The sequence below is a fragment of the Telluria sp. ZB2R32 genome (assembly GCF_059685715.1).
Genome location: NZ_JCASIG010000003.1, coordinates 609853 through 629605 on the forward strand (window position 1 = coordinate 609853; position 19753 = coordinate 629605).

Sequence of the window (19753 nt, forward strand, 5' to 3'; positions counted from 1 at the left end):
CATGAACAAACTTTGCTATCGCATCGTATTCAACAAAGCCCGTGGTTTGTGCATGGCCGTTGCAGAAACAACGCGCAGTCGAACCAAGGCCCCCGGACAGGTCGTGGCCAACAATTCGGTTCGAGGCATCATGCACGCCCCCGCGTTGCGCCGCCTCGCGTTACTGATCGGGACGGGACTAGGAGGAATGATATTGGCGGGAGGTACATCGGCCCAAGTCATTGCCGACCCAAATTCTCCCGGTAAGCTGCGTCCCACTGTGCTCGAAACTGCAAACGGTGTGGTGCAGGTCAACATCCAGACACCCAGTGCGGCTGGTGTTTCGCGCAATGTATATTCGCAGTTCGATGTGCCGAAAGGTGGTGTCGTCCTGAATAATTCTCGCACCGACGTGCAGTCACAGATCGGCGGCTGGGTACAAGGCAACCCATGGCTGGGCAAGGGGACGGCGCGGGTTATCCTGAACGAAGTCAACTCGAGCAATCCCAGCCGCCTGCAAGGCTATATCGAGGTGGCAGGGGACCGCGCGGAGATGATCATTGCTAATCCTGCGGGCATCGCGGTCAATGGCGGTGGCTTCATTAACGTCAGCCGTGCGACGCTCACCACCGGCAGCCCGATCCTCGAGGACGGCCGCTTGCGGGGATACTCGGTACAACGCGGCCAGATTGTCTTCGGCGAGGACGGCCTGGATGCAAGCAAGACCGATTACACCGCATTGATCGCGCGTTCGGTCGAGGTCAATGCTGGCTTGTGGGCGCAACGATTGAACGTTATCACTGGTGTCAACGAAGTTGAGGAAGCGGCGCTGGCAAGCGTAACGCAAGCAAGCCAAGGTGGCGGCGTGGCGCCGATGTTTGCGGTGGATGTTGCGCAGCTCGGCGGTATGTATGCAAATCAAATCTATATGGTGGGCACGGAGGCTGGCGTCGGAGTGCGCAATGCTGGCGGGATTGGCGCTGGTGCAGGCGACCTGATCGTTACCTCGGGTGGGCGCCTGGAAAACAGCGGCACTCTATCAGCGAGCCAGCGTGTGGACGCGAATGCTGCCGGCGTCGCGAACAGCGGGAATATCCAGGCAGGTGACAAACTTTTATTGACGGCCGCCAGTCTGGCCAACGCCGGCCAGATCAAGTCTGCGTCGGAAGCGTTGATCAAGGTGCAGGGTGAAATCGACAATGGCAGTGGACGTATCGAGGCTGCACGAGTCGACCTGGCAAGTGGCACCTTCCGCAATGCCCAGGGCACGGTACTGCAAACCGGGACCGCCGCCCTTTCGCTCAAGGCGGAACAGTTTAGCAACGCATCCGGGACGCTTGGACGACAAAGCGCAACAAGCTCTAATGAAGGCGCCACGGGAACGGGCAATTCAGCAGGTGCCGACGGCAACACCATTACCCCGGTTGATGCCGGCAGCACGCCCGACACTGGGCCGCAAGAGCCGGATCATCCGGATGCCGGTACGCCCGGTCTTCCAGGACCGCAGCCGGTGCTGGCGGATGGCCGGGTGGAGGCAGGGAAGCTCGATAACGCCTCCGGATTTATCGCATCAAACGGCAGGATGACGCTCGACACGGGCACGTTCGAAAACCACGGTACGGCCTACCTGGGCAGTCTCTCCGTGAGTGGTCCTTCCTTCGACAACAGCGGGGGCACGCTGACGGTCCTTGATGCTTTCAAACCGAAGATCGACAGCTTCGTCAACGACCATGGCAAGCTTCTGGTCGGTGCCGCTTTCGATGGGGGATTCGGTTCCTTCAGCAATCGCCACGGCCTGCTGCAGGCGACTCAACTTACGGTAAATGTCGCTCGGGGCCTGGACAACAGTGGTGGAACGCTGCGCCATCTTGGCAGCACCGCTGCCGAGATCAACGTTGGCGGCGACCTGGCGCTAGGGCACGGTTTGCTTGACATCGCGTCCAACCTGCGCCTGCGTGCTGCTTCGATCAGCGGCAGCGGCAGTTCGCTGAACGTAACAGGACACCTGGCCGTTGAAGGTGGAGCGACCAGTAGCGCCCAAGGTAAATGGGTCGCCGGCGGGGATGTGAACCTGCGCACCAGCGCACTCGACAATAGCGGAGGCATGATCGCGGCTGGGGGCACACTGACCGCCAAAAGCGCGGATTTGAACAATGCCGGAGGCACGATTGCTGCGAAGGACGCCACGATCACGGTTGGCGGTGCCGTTGATAATGGCGGTGGCAGTATCCAGGTCACGCGTAGTCTTTCGCTGGACGCCGTTGGTAACCTGCTGAACCACGCCGGCAATATCGAGGCATTGGCGAGCGATAGCATCATACGCGTTAGCGGCGCATCGATCGATAATCGCGATGGAAGGATCGCCAACTCCGGTACGGGCAAGACATTGCTGGACGCGGCAAAGGTGAGCAATAGCGGGCTGATCGGCGGTAATGGCGATGTCGAGATCGTGGCCCAGACACTCGCGAACGAAGCCGCAGGAAGTATACGGTCAGTTGAAAATCTGGAACTGACGGTGCGCGATACGCTTTACAACGCTGGTCGGATTGACGCTGGGGAGAGCGTCCGTATGGTGCAGGGCGGCGCGCAGCTGCACAACAGCGGCAACCTGGTTGCAGCCGGCGACATTGAGGTCGCGGTCGGGGCCATCGACAACACAGCCGGCACGATCGCAACTGTAGCCGGCTACGGCAGCCAGTTATCACTGCGGGCCACTACTCTTCGTAACAACGGTGGCTTGATCGATGTTGACGGACAGGCAAAGATCGAGATCCAGGGACGTGCCGACAACGAGCGCGGACGGATTCGCACTGGTGGCGAACTCGCTTTCGATGCGGGAGAGAGCATCGAGAATCGCGGCGGCAACATCGAATCGCTCGGTCGCATGCAGGTTCACGGCGGACAGATCGCGAACGACGGCGGGAAGATTGCCGCCGCTGGTTCACAAGGTTCGTCCATTGAAGCTAAAGACCGAATCGACAATAACGGCATCATCAGTGCGAATGGGCAGTTTACTTTAACGGCGCAGACCTTGAGCAACGGCGCCGGTGGAACCGTTAGCGTCGCCGGCGACCTCGAACTCACCGTGCGTGGCGAGTTGGTCAATAGTGGCGGGACGATCAGTACCGCCGGCGCGCTGAATTTCGATCAGGAAAAGGCATCCTTGGTAAACAGTGGCGCCATCACCTCAGCCTCTGACGCGGCGTTGAATCTTGACCTGATCGATAATGATGGTGGCACCATTGGTACTCTGCTGGGCGCGACGATCGACCTCAAGGCGAATGCGCTGAGTAACCGTGGCGGCAGGGTCATGTCAGGTGCCGATGCGACCCTGCTCGTCAAGGGCGACATCGACGGCGATGCCGGCGTGCTGCAAGCCGCCGGTTCGATCGACATCGGTGCCGGCGGCGCACTTCGCAATCAGAGTGGCGTGATCGAATCGCTGGGAACGCATGGCACTCTGGATGTGCATGCAACCACGATCGACAACACGAGCGGCCGCATCGTCAACGTGGGGGATGCCGACGCCAGCGTGAGCGCAACTGGCGACGTTGAGAATGGCGGCCTGATCGCGAGCAATGGGCGACTGGCTTTGGCAGCCGACACGGTGAACAACACGGGGACGGTCAGTTCGACCAGCGAGATCGACCTCGCCGTCAGCAGGCGCATCAACAATAGCGGTACGATCAGTGCGGCCAGCGGCCTGCAGGCCAGGCAAAGCGAAGCAGTCCTGCGCAACAGTGGCACGATTGTGTCCGGCGGTGCGCTCGACATGACTCTGAAAACGGTCGACAACACAGGCGGGAGGATCGCCACCGCGCAAGGGGCGAAGAGTGACGTATTGATTGACGCGCAGAGCATCGTCAACAAGAGTGGCGTCATCATTGCCGAGCGCGACGCCATCCTGGTGAGCGAGAACGGCATCGACAATCGCTCTGGCCTGGTGCAAGGCCAGGGCGACCTGCGGATCAGCGCAGGTGGACTGGTCGATGCCAGCGGTGGGAGCATCGAATCGCTGTCTGCTGACAGCACGCTGGAACTCCAGGCCGGCGCAGTAGTGAACAATCTTGGACGCATCGTGAACGTTGGCCACGGCGATACGCTGGTACGCGCCGATACCACGCTCGTCAACAACGGGCAGATTGCCGGTAGCGGCAAGCTTGCTGTAGAGGCGCAGTCGGTCGCCAATATGTCGCAAGGAGGTATTGCCGCCGACGCTCTGGTATTGCAGGCGCATGCCCTCCTCGACAATGCCGGCACCATCAGCAGCGGCGCTGCACTCACGATCGACGAGGACGAGGCCACGCTGATCAATCGCGGCACCATTGTCGTGGATGGCGACATTACGATTCAGACCGCTGCGATCGACAACAGTGGCGGCACGCTTGCCACGGCCGAAGGCTCCAGCGCTAGTGTAACGCTTCAGGCAAACAGCCTGTCCAACCGCGATGGCAGGATCGTAGCCGAACGTGCGTTAACGGTTGGTGTCGGCGGGGCGCTGGACAACACCCGAGGCATGCTCCAGGGCGTAGATACGGTGCGAACGGCGGCCGGCGGAAATGTCACCAACGACAGCGGCGTCATCGAAGCAACTGCCGCCCATGCAACGCTCGTGCTGCAGGCGAATGCCATCCTGAATGGTACAGGGCGCGTGGTCAACGTCGGCGATGGCGTAACGACGATTGCCGCAGCCGAGAGCCTGGAAAGCAGCGGGCTGCTGGCGGGTAACGGGGTACTGGCGCTAAGCGCCGATCGTATGGTGAACAAGACTGGGAGCATGCTGGCGTCGGCAGGCGCAATGACGGCCACGATCGGCACCCGGCTCGACAACGCAGGAACCGTGCAAAGCGGTGACGCACTGCATATTGCAGCGCAGACCGCCGAGGTACACAATGCCGGACTCATCGCCGCAGACGGAACGCTGACTTTAGCTAGTGCCATTTTCAACAACGATGGCGGCCAACTAGCGACTGTCAAAGGTTCAGGGAGCAATTTGGCGCTCGATGCCAGAGGCATCAGCAACCGTGGCGGCGCCATCCTGTCCGACAAGGATGTCCAAGTAAATAGTGCTGGTGGATTCGATAACACCCTTGGTACGTTGCAGGCCACAGGTTCACTTGAGCTCAGCGCCAGCAGTGCCGTCAGCAATGACGGCGGCGTGATCGAGACTCTTGGCTCGTCCGCGGAACTGAGCCTGAACGCAGCCTCGCTCGACAACGGTAGTGGCCGTATCGTCAACGTCGGCACCGGTGCGACGACATTGACCGTGGATGGAAAACTCGTCAGCCGCGGACTGATCGCCGGCAATGGCAGCGTGAACCTGACGGTTGCCGAGCTGGACAATCAGGCTGGCGCCAGCATTGCTGCAACAAAGGACCTTGGCATCACGGCAACCCACGCAATCGCCAATGCGGGCGTGGTCAGCAGCAAAGAAGCATTCATGATTAGTGCCGCTGGAGCAGCGGTGCGTAACAGCGGCCAAATCGCGAGTGGCACCGGTGCGACCATCGAGACGGCAGCTTTCGATAACAGTGGCGGCCAGCTCGGCACGGTGGCAGGACGTAATGGCGACATCGTCTTGCGTGCAAGCGAGATCGTCAACGCAGGTGGCAAAGTCATGGCCGATGGCGAGGCGCGGATCATGTCCGGCGCGGGACTGGACAACCGGCAGGGTGAACTGCGTGCCAATACTTCGATGACCATCGACACCGCAGGTGTCTTGGCCAATCGGGACGGTGTGCTCGAAGCTACAGGCCCTGGGGCTACGCTGAGTGTGCGTACCGATTCTCTCGATAACACCGACGGCCGCGTCGTCAATGTGGGCAGCGGCGCCACGCTCGTTGCAGCAACCAACGCGATCTTCAACAGCGGCACGATCGCAGGCAACGGAGCGCTCGCGATCGCGGCGCAGACGTTGCAGAGTACGAACACCGGCATGATCGGCTCGTTGGGCGCGCTGGAGTTGGCGGTGCGCCGGCAATTGACGAACGCAGGCGCCATCACCAGTGGCCAAGCTCTACGCTTTGACCAGGCAAGTGCGAGCTTTACCAATAGCGGACGCATCGGCGCTGGTGGCGCCATCGACATTAATGCCGCCAGTGTTCGCAACGATGGCGGCCAAATGTATACGGTGGACGATTCGGGCGCCGCGATCAATCTGCGTGCCGGGACCGTAGACAACATCGTCGGTACAATCTCCGCCGATGGCCAACTGCGGGTGAACGCCGACGGTAACCTCGCCAACAGCGGTGGAACACTACACGGCGGGACCGGCACGATACTCGACGTCAGTGGCACGCTCGCAAACGGAACTGGGACGATCGAGTCTGCGGCCGGCGCCTTGGCGATCGCGGCGCAATTCGTCAGCAGCGGTGGGCGCATAGTCAATGCCGGCACCGGTGCCACGACCATCGACAGCGCAACGAGCATCGTCAACGCCGGTACGATTGCCGGCAAGGGCGCTATCGACCTGTCTGCAAAAACCTTACAGAACTCTGCCAGTGGAACGATCAGCAGCGGCACCGGGCTAGATCTTGCGATTCGCGAGCAATTGACAAACGCCGGCGCCATTACCAGCGAAGGAACCATACGCTTCGACCAGGCAACTGCAACCTTGAGCAATACTGGCCGCATCGGTGCAGGAAGCAGCATTGACATCAGCGCCGCCGAGGTCAGTAACAGCAACGGTGGCCAGGTATACACGGCCAATCATTCCGGTGCCGCGATCACACTGGATACTAACAAGCTGGACAATACCGGCGGCACGTTCTCCGCTGATGGCTTGTTGCGTGTCGAGGTCGATAGTAGTGTCGCCAATAGCGCCGGCGTGCTCCGCGGTGGAACGGGCGCGACACTGCATGTTGGCGGCGCCCTGGACAACGGTAGTGGTGCCATCGAAGCAGCCTCGGGCTCGCTGGCGGTCCAGTCGCAGTCCATCAGCAACGAAGGGCGCATCGTCAATGCCGGCACCGGCCAGACGACAGTCGATAGCAGAGGAGGCATTGTCAACAGCGGCACCATCGCCGGCAACGGCGCGCTTGACCTGCACGCCTCGGCGCTGCAGAACGAAGCCGGCGCGCAGCTTGCATCCGGTCACGCGCTACTGCTGGACGTAGACCAGCAACTCAGAAATGCAGGAACCATCAGCAGCGGCAGCACACTAGGTGTCGACGGCGTCGGCGCATCCTTTGCCAACAGTGGCGAGATCACTGCTGCCGGAAGCATGAACCTGGCAACAGCGATATTCGACAACAGTGGCGGCCGGATCTCGACAGTACGCGGTTCCGGCACGGACATTACGGCGGTTGGCACCACCCTGAGCAACCATGGCGGCGCGATCCTGGCTGATCGCAATGCCACTTTCCTGATCAACGGTAGCGCTGACAACAGCCACGGCACGCTACAGGCCGGCAATAGCCTGGCCTTAACAAGCTCAGGCACGATCAGCAATGGCGGTGGCGTGGTCGAAGCACTGGGCGCGCATGGCAGCCTGGTTCTCGACGGGGTCTCCATCGACAACAGCACTGGCAAAATCAGCAATGCCGGCAACGGAGACACCCACATACTCAGCCAGACCGGCATCGGCAACAGCGGAACAATCGCGGGGATGGGCAATGTCCTCCTGTCCGGGCAGACCTTGCTGAACCAAGCCGGTGCCACTGTCGCATCCGGCAATAATCTCGCGCTGGCGATCACCAGCAAGCTTAACAACCTGGGCAAGATCAACAGTGCCGGCACGCTGACGTTCAACCAGGCAGGCGCAACCTTCGTCAATAGCGGCGAAGTTTATTCAGGCGGAAACGCGGTCATCAATGCGAGCGTGGTGAACAACGATGGCGGGCGCCTTGGCACGGCCAGTGGCTCGGGTGCCGATTTGAACCTCACCAGCCAGCAGCTGAGCAATTCCGACGGTCGCATCGCTACCGATCGCGATCTGGTGATCGATACACATGCGGTCACTGCGCTGGGCGAACTGTTCGGGGGGCGTGACCTCTCGGTAGCAATGGACGGCAATTATGTGCATAGCGGTGGCGTCCAGCAACTTCGTTCGAACCGTAACCTGAGCCTTTCCGTTAGCGGCAATATTACCAATACCGCGACGATGGAAGCCGCCGGTGTCCTGACCCTCTCCGGTCAGCAGATCGTCAATACGGCTGGAGCGTCCATCGAAGGCATGGACGTCATCCTGAAGGCAAGAGGCGACCTCACTAATGCAGGCGAAATCAATGGCGAAAACACGCTGGACATCAGCGCGGCCAACGTCAGCAACAGTGCAGGCATCGTAGGCGGGAACGTCAGTGTGGCTACTGACAACTTGGGAAATAGTGGTTCGTCGGCGTTGATTGGCGCGACGAATGCACTGAGTCTGGGCGTCGCCGGTACCCTCAATAACACAGGGGGCGCTACCCTGTACAGCAGCGGAAACATGACGATCGGTAAGCCCGGCGGCGGTAGTACCGTTGCGGTCAATAACATCTCGTCGACCATTGAAGCGGGCGGTAACCTGGTACTTAATGCAAACACCTTGAGTAACGTGCGTGAAAACGTACAGATAGTGCAGGTGAAAACGGTGGACGAAACCGTCCACATGAAGATGCCGGATTGGTACCAATTTGGCGACAACAACAATTACTACGATAAGGCGTCATCAAACTATAGGGCACACGAAGTCTATTTCGTCAGTCCGTCGGACATTCTGGAGGACGAGGTATTCGTTACACCAGATGGCCATACCATCCACCGCGCAGTGATTCGTACCCACGCAAACGATTCTGCGTTTCTTGTCGAAGCGTCCGGCCAGTTCGGACACTATGGCGGGCAGTCTCGCTTGACGCCGTCGGACGGCACCCGCGTCATCTATTATCTCGAGCGCGCGGAAAACATCGCCAATCCCGACCAGGGAGCCCCTGCGGCTAATGCGATCGTTCTTGCGGGGAGCGTTACAAACTGGAATTCCACCATTGACTTTTCGAACCAGTACGGCAGCTGCAGCAGCAACTGCATTCGCCTGATTACCCAGCCGGGTTACGACGACCCGCGCACAACGATCATCCGGACTACACAACAAATGCTTGCGGCGGAGAGGGAAAAGCTCGAGGCATCCCGCGACGCGCATCATGTCGTGCTGGAAGACCGGCTCGCGCCAGGTGCGGGCGCCGTGGCGCAGATTCTCTCGGGTGGCGACATGCATCTGACGGTCTCCAACTTGCTGGAAAACCGGTTCAGCGACATCAAGGCCAAAGGCAGCCTGACATTCGACGGTGATGCTGAGAAGAGAAACGTTGCTGGCACTCTGTACCGTACCCATACATTCGATGGTGCGTGGACCACGAAAGGAGGAGAAACGACACGCTATCAGAATCCGAGTCTCTCGGAACAAATAGGTTCACTGACAGGCATAATTGAAGCTAACCAGGGTGTGACCATTACTGGCCGGAGCTTCAGTCTCATCGACGTCACCGCAGGAACTGTCGGCAATATCCGCGACGCGGTCAATGTAATCGGTAGCGGCGCTTCGGGAGCAAATGCGGCCGGTGCACAGGTCGGGGCCACGACCGGCACAGGCGGTACGGTTGGCACGCAACTACCTCTCAACACGAACGGCTCGGAGACCGGATTGGCAAGTGCGGCCGGAGCGACTGGCTCCAACAACGCGAACGCCAGTTCCAGCGCCGCTGCCAGTGGTCTCGCGAACCATACGAGAACCGGTGGGAATATAACCGGCAGCGGTTATGCGAACAAACCCGTGCTTGCCACCGATGTGAATACCAGCGGCACGGCGAACAGCATTGTTACAAAGGGCGCAGCAAATAAGAGCAGCGCCGATAATACCCAACGTTTGGCCAGCACGGCCACTGTGAACGGTAACAGTACAAGTCAGGGCGACCTGATGACTGCTGGCGGCGCAGCGGCCGCCCGGCAAGCCAGCAGCGTGCAGGGAGCGGCACTCGCCGGCGTGACGAAAGTTGCACCAAGTGGCCTGTTCATCCGTAACCCGGACGCGACGGGCAACTACCTGTTCGAAACCCGGCCGCAGTTCGCCAACCAGAGGCAGTGGGCCAGCAGCGACTACTTGTTGAAGCAATTGGCCTTCGACCCGGCAATGACGCAAAAGCGCCTCGGCGACGGCTTCTACGAGCAACGCCTCGTGCGCGAGCAGTTGGCCGAACTGACTGGTCACGTGTCATACAGCGGCGCCAGCGACGACAGTATCTACAGTCAGTTGCTGACAAATGCCGTCAGCGCCGCAAAGGAGTTCGGGCTACGTCCCGGCATCGCCCTCAGCGCCGAGCAAGTCAAGCACTTGACGAGTGACATCGCCTGGATCGAAAGCCAGACCGTGATGCTGCCTGACGGCAGCACCGAAACCGTCCTGGTGCCCAAAGTCTACCTTGCGCATGTTGGCGAGCGTGCCTTGCAGCCTGGTGGCGCCTTAGTACTCGGTAACGGCGTAACGATCAATACGACCGAAGGTGTCCTCAACAGTGGCGGCGTTATCGATGGTGGCAATGGGCGTACGCTTCTGGTGGCAGGCCAGGATATCGTCAACCGGGGCGGCACGATTAAGGGTGGTTCGGTGGTGCTGGCGGCCGACCGCGACGTCAGGAATGAATCGTTGGCGGTAACCCAGACCTATGACTTCCAGCAAAATGGCGGCAGCCATACGTCGCTGTCGAACAAGGCAACGATCACGACAGCAGGCTCGCTCGATATCATGGCCGGACGCAACCTGAGTGACCTGGCTGGCAAAATCACCGCCGGCAGCGCCGTCCTTACGGCAGGGAATAACATCGACTTCGACACGATCCGAACCGGCAGCACCTACCAATCCCAGATCGGCGGTTACACCGAAAACAACAGCAGCGTTACCCATCAACTCAGCCAGATCAGCACCGTTGGCGACCTGAAGATTGCAGCCAAGGGCGACCTGAATTTGACAGGCACGCAAGTCTCGATCGGCACTGGAGGCAGTGGCAATGGCCAACTCCTCGCCGGAAGGAATATCAACATCGCTGCCGTCACCAATGAGGCCAGCGCCTCCTTGCAGAACGATCCAGGTAGCAAGCATTACGATAAGCGCATTTACCAGAACCAGACCGTGGTCGGGGCAGGAGTAGGCGCCGCCGGAACCCTGCTGGTCGGAGCAGGGCTACTCGAGAAGGGAGCGATCAACATCACCGCCAGCTCGATTGCCGCTGGCGAGGCGCTAAAACTCACGGCAACAGACAGCGTCAATATCGTGTCAACGCAGGAAAAGCATGTGTCGGACACCGCGTCGACGCATAGCTCGGGCGGCTTCTTGCAGAAAAAGACAACCCAGCGTGCCGATTACGTCGCAAGCAGCCAGGCAATCGGCAGTGCACTGTCGGGCAAGACCGTCGACATCAGCGCCGGCAAGGACATCAATGTGCTCGGCAGCGCCATCGTGGGTGAAGGCGACGTCGACCTGGCAGCGGCGGGCAACGTCAACATCGCGGCTGCCACTAGTACGCTTACAGAGAAGCACCATACGAAGGTCAAGGAAAGCGGTTTCCTGAGTGGCGGCGGATTCGGCATCAGCTACGGAACCAGAACCACTACTACGGACCAGAGTCGCGATGCAACGATGCAAAGCGGGCAGTCGCGCAGCATGGTGGGTTCGATCGCGGGCAACCTCAACGTGACGGCAGGCGAAGCGCTCAAAATCAGCGGCAGCGACCTCAACGCCGGAACCGATATCAACCTGGCCGGGAAAAGCGTGGCGATTACGCCGGGTGTGGACGACGTGAACAGCAAGTTCAGCACCAAGACGACGCAAACTGGATTAACGCTGGCGGTTGGGGGGAGTGTCGTCAACGCAATCCAGACGGCACAAAGCATGGGCAATGCGGCCAGCCAGACCTCGAGTAGCCGCCTCAAAGCGCTGGCCGCAGCTGCAGCCGGGATCACCGGCAAGGACGCTATCGAAGATCTCGCTAAAAACGGTCCGAGCTTTAAAGTAAGCCTGACCTTGGGACATTCCGAAAGCCAGAGCAGTGAGGAGTTGACGAGTCGCACCCATGGCGGCAGCCTGCTCACGGCCGGCAATAACGTCACGATCAGGGCGACCGGCGGTGGCAAGGCCAGCAATATCGATATCGTCGGAAGCGACGTGCGGGCGGGTGGGAATGTATTGCTGGCCGCTGAGAATCAGGTCAACGTGCTGGCTGCGCAGGATGCTGATAGCTTGTATAGCCAGAGCAAGAGTTCGAGCGCGGGCATTGGCTTGGCAGCCCAAATCGATGGCAAGAACGCCACATATGCTGGCGTGACCGCTAACGCCAGCACGAGCAAGGGTAACGTCGACGGCAAAGGAGCGACCCAGGTTAATAGCCACGTGACTGCCGGAGACCGGCTGACGATCCTCAGTGGCGGTGACACCAATCTGAAAGGGGCAGTGGTCAGCGGTAATCAAGTTGTCGCGGATATCAAGCGGAACCTGAACATCGAGAGTCTGCAGGACACGGCAACCCTGGACGGCAAGCGCCAGAACGCCAGCGCCTCGGGCACTTTCGGTCCTAGCGCTGGCTTCAGTGCCAGCGCCAGCCAGAGCAAGGTCCACAACGACTACGCTAGCGTGCAGGAGCAAAGCGGGATCCGGGCAGGCGATGGTGGATTCCAGATCCAGGTGGCCGGCAATACGGATTTGAAAGGCGGCATGATCAGCAGTAGTGAGCAGGCGATTGCAGATGGGCGTAATAGCTTGACCACGGCTACGCTTTCGTTCAGCGACATCCAGAACCGGGACAGCACCAAGGCCAGCGGTGTCAGCCTCGGTGTGAACATTGGCAAGAACCAGACTGGCAATACGTTCTCTCCGAGTATGGCGCCAGGGATTGGACAGGTGAGCGATAGCCAAGCCAGCACGACACGGAGTGGCATCAGCGGCGGAACGTTAACGATCGGAGAGCAGTCGGCAGAACAAGCTGTGGCTGGCTTAAATCGTGACGTCAACACTGGCAAGGACACGGCTCAGGCGCTTACTAAAGGTTGGAATGGATCGCAAGCACTGAGCGAAGTAGATGCGCAGATGCAGATCACCGGTACTGCCATGCCGCGCCTAGCCAAAGCAATTGGCGATTACGCTGAAACCAAGGCGAAGGAGTTGAAAGGTCAAGGTAATGCTGAGGAGGCGGCGAAGTGGGCCGAAGGTGGGATCTACCGCGTCGCGGCGCATACAGCACTTGGAGCGCTAGGTGGAGGAACGGGCGGCGCCGTTGGAGCGGCCGCAGCAGCACAAGCGGCACCAACCTTGGATAAATTGCAAGAGGCTGTTAAAGAAACGCTAACTGGGGCAGGATTGGGGAGCGGGGCGGCCGACGTAGCGGCTAGACTGATCGCAGGAGGAGCCGCTGGGGTTATCGGTGGCGCTGCTGGCGGTGATGTTGGGGCGGCAACAGGGCTAAATGTCGATGCTAACAACCGCCAGCTTCATTTCGACGAGATCAAGTGGATTAAGAATAATGCTGCGAAATTTGCAGTTGAAAAAAATATTTCGGTTGAGGAAGCGACCAAGCGTTTAGCGCAGCAGGCATCCAGAGAGGTTGATCTGGTTTGGAGAGGCAGTTTTTTTGGTGCGAACGACAAAGAGGCACAAGCTTTCTTGGCGCAGGCACAAGGAAAAACCTTCACGAACGCTTATGGTCAAGCGCAAGCGCTATTTTCGACACAGGATGGGCAGCTCGTCGCAGCCCAGAACGGATTGTTCGAGACCGACAACTCGTTTATCAACAAATATGTTACTCCCTATGCCACGCGTAATGCGCTTGACGGTGTCCGAGCCGAAATTCAACAGTACTCAGCAACTGCTTTGGAAACTGTGCGGCGTGACCCCGCAGGCGTCGCTAAGCAGGTAGGTCTCTCACTTGTCTCAAGTGCTTGGAACGCGGTTTGGCATCCGATCGACACTGCAAGCGAATTCATCGAAAGTACAAAATCGAACACGAAAATTTTCGGGGAAGGCGTGGCGGTTATTGCCAATAAAGATATACAGCGTCAACTTAATAGTCTATATGGGCAGGATGTGACGGGCGCAGTGCAGTATGTAACAGGTGCGCAAGGCGTTTTTATTTTGGGCTCCGCGCTAGGTACTGCTAAGGTTGCAAGTAAGGCTAGTATGGCCGTCGGAGATGTAATAAGCGAGAAACTTAAAAAACTCCCATTACCTATAGATGCGCGCAGTGCAACGGGTGCTACGCCAATAACGCATTCTAGTAGCGTCCCTGTAGCTATCGTAACGACCCTTTACGGAACCACAGTTGCTGACGAGCTCGCGGCGCTACGTAATATATCTGCGATGAACTCTGGCGCAGCCGCTTCAATAGCCAACGCTCGCATTTCGCTGAAACCGTATATTATTGCTGGCGATGTTGACGGGTTAATTCAACAACTCGATGTTAGTACAGGAGGGAGTCCCCTTGGGTTTTGGAGCGGGAATTTGGACGCGGCTATGAGAGACGCTTCTAAGTCTGGAGTGGCACTAATGGAAACGACACCAGGCGGCAGAGTTGTCAATAATTGGAGTTTCCTTAATGACAGATTTACATGGGCAAATGGTGGGGAGCAATTTTGGGGTGGGCTCTCTTCTAAATATGCTTCAGGCGCATCGGGCGACATATATGTATGGCAAACTCCCGATAAAGCAATTAATAGCTCAGGATTTTTAGATTGGCAAGGCGGTACTGTATGGCAGAAATATGAAAAGCCTATAATTGAAAGTTTGCAAAATTCTGGGCAGGTCGACGACATCAAGCGAACGCTCGTCGAGCCGAATACAAAAAATTCGCCAACTCGTTGGCACTAGGATGACTATGAGCACTGATTCATACTTGCGATTAAAGAAGAAGTTAGACCAATCTGGTAGAGAGTACTTTGAAGGTTTTTCTAATAATGATTTCGTTGGGTTGCTGCCTGACGAGCGCAGCGAAGTTATTGGTCTTTTCAAACAGAGAGCAATGGAATCTGACGGAATTTCGTTTGATGCGCTTAAAATTCTACTTCCCTCTGATGAATTAATAACTTTTGCGAGAGGCTTGTTGAGTGAGCTTGCTGGTTGCGGTAACTTACTTCATGCGCGGCTCTTGACCGGAATATTTAACTACACAGCAGACGAGGACGCTTGGCAAGGCCTAATGAATGTTTTGGCGCAGGGAGAGAGCGGGGCGCGCCTCTGGGTGTTAAGTAATGTAAAGGTTTCAACACTAAATCAACACCAAACAAAAGATTTGTCACTTTTATTGCCAAATTTAATCATTCGAGAGCGTGACCAGAAGCTGCTGATTTTGTTGATTGCCGACTTCTTGGAAATTAATAAATTTACGCCTAGAAGCGCTCAATATATGGAATATGCCAAGCGGTTGCGAAGTGCAAATCCCAGAGAACGTCAGGCAACATTGAACGGTCTAAGGGCTAAGCTTTAACTTCGAAGATTTTGTGGGAATAACCAAGGCATCTTACTATTTGCGTAGTTTGATCGATCGGTTAAATGCTACATTTGTTGCCGTTTTTTTAAATGGTTTTCTATGATTAAATCCGCTCTAAGAGACGGTTTAAAACCTCGCCGGAAACGTATTCTATGCATTAAGGATGAGCCAAGGGCAATGTGCATCATGGCCTCTGATACGTCGAGTCGCTGTCATAGTCGCGTACCAAGCAGCGGTAGCGCATCAACCATATAAACATACGTTCGACGACCCAGCGTCGCGGCTGCACTTGAAAGCCAGATTGAACCTGCAAGCCCCGAACAACCTCGACCGTAAAATCGAGATAAGCTGCTTTGTCGAGCAGATTGCGTCGGTCATAAGCAGCATTGCCGAACAGATGTTTAACGCAAGGCCAACGCTTGACCAACGCATCAAGTACGAGCTGCGCGCCAGTTGAGTCAGGAACATTGGCAGGCGTTAGATTCACTGCGAGTAGCCGTCCATCGGTATCGACCGCAATATGCCGTTTGCGCCCGCTGATCTTCTTGTGCGCGTCATATCCGCGTTCATGGGCGCCTGGTGCTTTGACTGATTGGCTATCGACGATGCCGGCTGAGGGAACGACCTCTCGTTGTTCGCACATTCGGTCAAGCATTAGCGCTAAGTCGTGGATCGTTCGGAACAAGAAGCGCCGGACAAAGCGACGGAATCAGTAGTACACCGTTTGATAGGGTGGAAAATCATTGGGCAACATGCGCCATTCACAGCCTGAACGTACCAGGTATCTCAACGCATTGATGACTTGGCGAAACTCTACCTTGCGCGGGCGGCCGGTCAATGCTTTACCGGACAATAACGGCTCGATGATTACCTATTCCTGATCGCTAATATCGGTCGGGTAGCCCCGCCGCTCTCTGCGCTCCACGACCTTATGCCGTGCTCGTTGCTCTGCTGTCCACATGGCGTACTCCCTGTAAGAAAACTATTTTGACACAATAGTTGCTTGTGAGTTTTTAAAACGTCTCTTATGTCCACCGTCGCCAGCGGCTGCCTGGTCGTCCTGTAAGTCCGGGGAAGGCTGCCCGTCTTTGGTTTTGCGTCGCCTATATTGGTATGGGCCATATATGCAAACTCACCCGGCCGTTTATCCAAAATGACAGCAGCTAATTTGCCCCTACCGGCTCCGCCTCCCGCCGCGCCACATGCACAATCGACATATCGAAGTGATACGACATCGCCGACACCGCCCCCATCGCGTCCCCTGCGCAGATGCGGTCCACCACCGCCTCGTGCGCATCGATCACGCGCGTCAGTTCGCTTTCGCTGCGGCGGTCGTCGAAGTGAATCCGCGACGAGGCCTCGACAGGCGTGCGTAAAGCCGCCAGCAAAATGGAATTCAAGGGATTGCCGCTGGCCTCGGCAATCACCGTGTGGATCGCCGTGTCGCAAGCCACGCGCCGCGCATGGTCGGAACCGGCCGACCGCATCTGCACCACCAGTTCGCGTAGCGTCTGGCGCTGTTCAAGCGTCGCATAGCGCGCGGCCAGTTGCGCCGTCTGCAGTTCGATCGCGCGCCGGGTTTCGATCACGTGCGCCACGCTCACCTGGGCCGTCGTCAGCGCGTAATCGAAGACTTGCGCCAGCACGTGCGGGTCGATCGCTTTCAGACGCGGCTTGCGGCCGCCTTCGATCTCGAGGATGCCGAGGGCAGCGAGCGTGCGGTAGGCTTCGCGCACGCTGCCGCGGCTGACCTTCAGGTCGAGGCCAATCTGGACTTCGCTGGGAACCGTGTCGCCGGGACGCAGCTGCTCGCGGTTGACCAGCGCGAGCAGGTGGCGCGCCACCTGGGCCGACAGGGTGGGGCGTTCGAGCGAGGGAAGTGAGGCAATCTGATTCATCGATGCAGCCTAAGTTTTCTGTCCAGTGCTGTCAAGGCTGCGCCGCCGGCGCCGGCTGCGGCGCGTCGCCGTAGACCTTGCCGATGCGCCTCGACAGTGTCCAGAAGAACAGTCCCGTGAGCAGGTTGATCAGGGCGACGCAGGTCATCGACAGACGCAGCCCGCCGACGTCGCTGCCGGTATTGAGCAGGTCGCTCAGCAAGCCCACCAGCAGCGGTCCCATACCCTGGCCGATCACCACGCCGACCACGCCGATGATGGCCACCGCGGTCGCGCGCGCCTGCGGCGCCACCAGATCCTGCACGGTGCCGAACACCGGGCCGGCCAGCGTCCCTGCGATCAGGAAGGTGACGAACAGCAGACCCATCGCGAACATGGGTTCCTGCACGTAGAAGCTGCCGATAAAGGGGATCAGCACGCCCCAGCTCACGAAAGCCGAATAACGCGCGCCCCAGGTGCGCGACCCCTTCGCATAGCGCACCGTCAGCTGGCCGCCAGCCAGGGCGCCGATGCCGCTGGCGAGGCCGATGCCGAGGCCCAGGCCCAGCCCGATCGCCATCGGCGTCATCTTGAAGGCGCGCTCGAAATAGCTCGGCAGCCAGGCCGCCACCGCACCGGCCAGGCCGACGAAGGCGAAGGCGAACACCAGCATGAAGAAGCAGCGCAGGTCGCCCAGCTGGGTCCAGATGCCGGCCTTGTCGCCATTGACGGATGGCGGCGGCTGGTCCACGCGCAGCGGCTCGCGCACCGTGAAGTGGAAGATCAGGGCCATCACCATGCCGGCCACGCCGAGCCAGATGAAGCCGAGGCGCCAGCCGACCGTCTGCACCAGGATGCCGCCGCCCAGCATCCCGCCCAGCATGCCGAGGTAGACGCCCGAGAAGTGCGCCGCATAGGCGCGTCCGCGCAGCTCGCGTGGATAATAATCGCCCAGCATCGAGTGCGTCGCAGGCACGCAGCCCGCTTCGCCGACGCCGACGCCGATGCGCGCCGCCAGCAGGAACATGAAGCTGGTCGCCATGCCGGACACGCCCGTCATCAGCGTCCAGACCGCGAAGCTGAGGAAGATGATCCACTTGCGGTTGCCGCGGTCGGCCATGCGCGCCAGCGGAATCGACACCAGCCCGCCCAGCAGCGAAAACGCCAGGCCCGTCATCAGCCCGAGCTGGGTATCGCTGAGCAGGAATTCCTTCTTGATCGGCTCCATGAACATGGAGATGACTACCTTGTCGACCGAACACATGAAGCCGACCACGGCCAGGGCCACCAGCACGTAGGTGCGGTAGGCGGCGCTGACCGGCTTGTTCTCGGCGATGGCAATGGTGTGGACCTGCACCCCGGTGTCGATTGGTTTCGTCATTGTGCTCATGCTGCCATCTCCGTATCAAAGCCTGTGGGCACCCATGCGCCCGGCTCGGTATCCATGAAGCGCCGCAGCGCATCGGCCCACAGCGCCGCGTCGGCGCCGGAAGCGAAGTGCCCCTTGTCGCTGTCGAGTTCCACGTACGACCAGCGCTCTGTACCTGGCAGCTGCGCGACCTTGCGCGCCAGCGCCGGCGAGAACACTTCGTCGCTGCGCGAGAGTACGTACAGCACCGGCGCGCGCATGGCGTCGATCTGCGTGCGCAGGTCGAAGGACTCGGCGGCGCGCATCAGCACCACCAACGACATCGGATCGAAGCCCGCCGCCCACTCGCGCGCCAGCAGCTCGATCTCGACGGCGCGTGCGGCGCGGTCGGGAATGCGGCTTGCCAGTTCCGCGTCGACGCCATAGCGCGTCAAGGTCGCAGTGCGCATGGCGGTCAGCTTGCCGAACATGGCGTGGCGCTCGCCCGCGCACCAGGCCGGCCAGCCCGGATCGGCGGCGAGGTCGGCCAAAATCGCCTCCGCCGCGCCAGGCGCACCCGGATGCCAGGGCGCGCCGACGGCGGCGACCACGCGTTCGACGAAGTCCGGAAACTGCACCGCCCATTGGAAGGATTGGTAGGCGCCAAACGAGGGCCCGGCTACGGCCGCGAGCCGCGTGACGCCGAGCGCATCGAGCAGCGCCTTTTGCGCCGCCACGATATCGGCCAGTGTCAAGGATGGAAACGCCGTGCCGTACGGCGCGCCACTGGCAGGGTCGATGCTGGACGGCCCGGTCGAGCCGTAGCAGGAACCGATCATGTTCGGACAGACGACGAAATAACGGTCGGTGTCGATCGGCTTGCCGGGGCCGACCAGCTCCGCCCAGGAACCTTCGGCGACGTTGGCGCCGGCGTCAAGCATGCCGGGGCCGGTGGTGTAGCCGTGCAGGACCAGCACCGCATTGGTGCCGGCCGCGTTCAGCCGGCCCATGCTGCGGTAGGCGGTGACGGGTGCGTGCAGCAGCGCGCCGTTCGCCAGGCGCAGGTCCGGCCCAGTGAAATAGTGGAGGAGGGAGTCCATGGCCGCGCC

Annotated in this window: 5 protein-coding genes and 1 pseudogene; 2 read left to right on the top strand and 4 right to left on the bottom strand. The window is 59.4% G+C overall.

Translation table 11 applies throughout. The annotated features are described in order from the left end of the window. The first annotated feature begins 1 nt into the window (after position 1). A complete protein-coding gene (locus tag AC56LG_RS12180) occupies positions 2–14800 on the top strand; it encodes a two-partner secretion domain-containing protein (RefSeq protein ID WP_497166350.1) in 14799 nt (4932 codons plus the stop codon). A gap of 7 nt (positions 14801–14807) precedes the next feature. Next, positions 14808–15416, top strand: a complete 609-nt coding sequence (locus AC56LG_RS12185) for a hypothetical protein (RefSeq protein ID WP_497166351.1) — start codon at positions 14808–14810, stop codon at positions 15414–15416. A gap of 68 nt (positions 15417–15484) precedes the next feature. On the opposite strand, the pseudogene AC56LG_RS12190 reads toward AC56LG_RS12185, so the two are convergent. The 4 genes and pseudogenes from AC56LG_RS12190 to AC56LG_RS12205 all read right to left on the bottom strand — a co-directional run bounded on the left by AC56LG_RS12190 (position 15485) and on the right by AC56LG_RS12205 (position 19744). Further along, a pseudogene (locus AC56LG_RS12190) lies at positions 15485–16287 on the bottom strand (IS5 family transposase). 295 nt (positions 16288–16582) lie between these two features. After that, positions 16583–17317 (bottom strand): FadR/GntR family transcriptional regulator, encoded by a 735-nt coding sequence (locus AC56LG_RS12195; protein WP_497166352.1) that lies wholly within the window; start codon positions 17315–17317, stop codon positions 16583–16585. 31 nt (positions 17318–17348) lie between these two features. After that, a complete protein-coding gene (locus AC56LG_RS12200; protein WP_497166353.1) occupies positions 17349–18686 on the bottom strand; it encodes an MFS transporter in 1338 nt (445 codons plus the stop codon). Then, positions 18683–19744: an alpha/beta fold hydrolase gene (locus tag AC56LG_RS12205; RefSeq protein ID WP_497166354.1), complete on the bottom strand. Its 1062-nt coding sequence runs from the start codon at positions 19742–19744 to the stop codon at positions 18683–18685. Before AC56LG_RS12205 ends, AC56LG_RS12200 begins: the two co-directional genes overlap by 4 nt. Between the last annotated feature and the right edge of the window lie 9 nt (positions 19745–19753).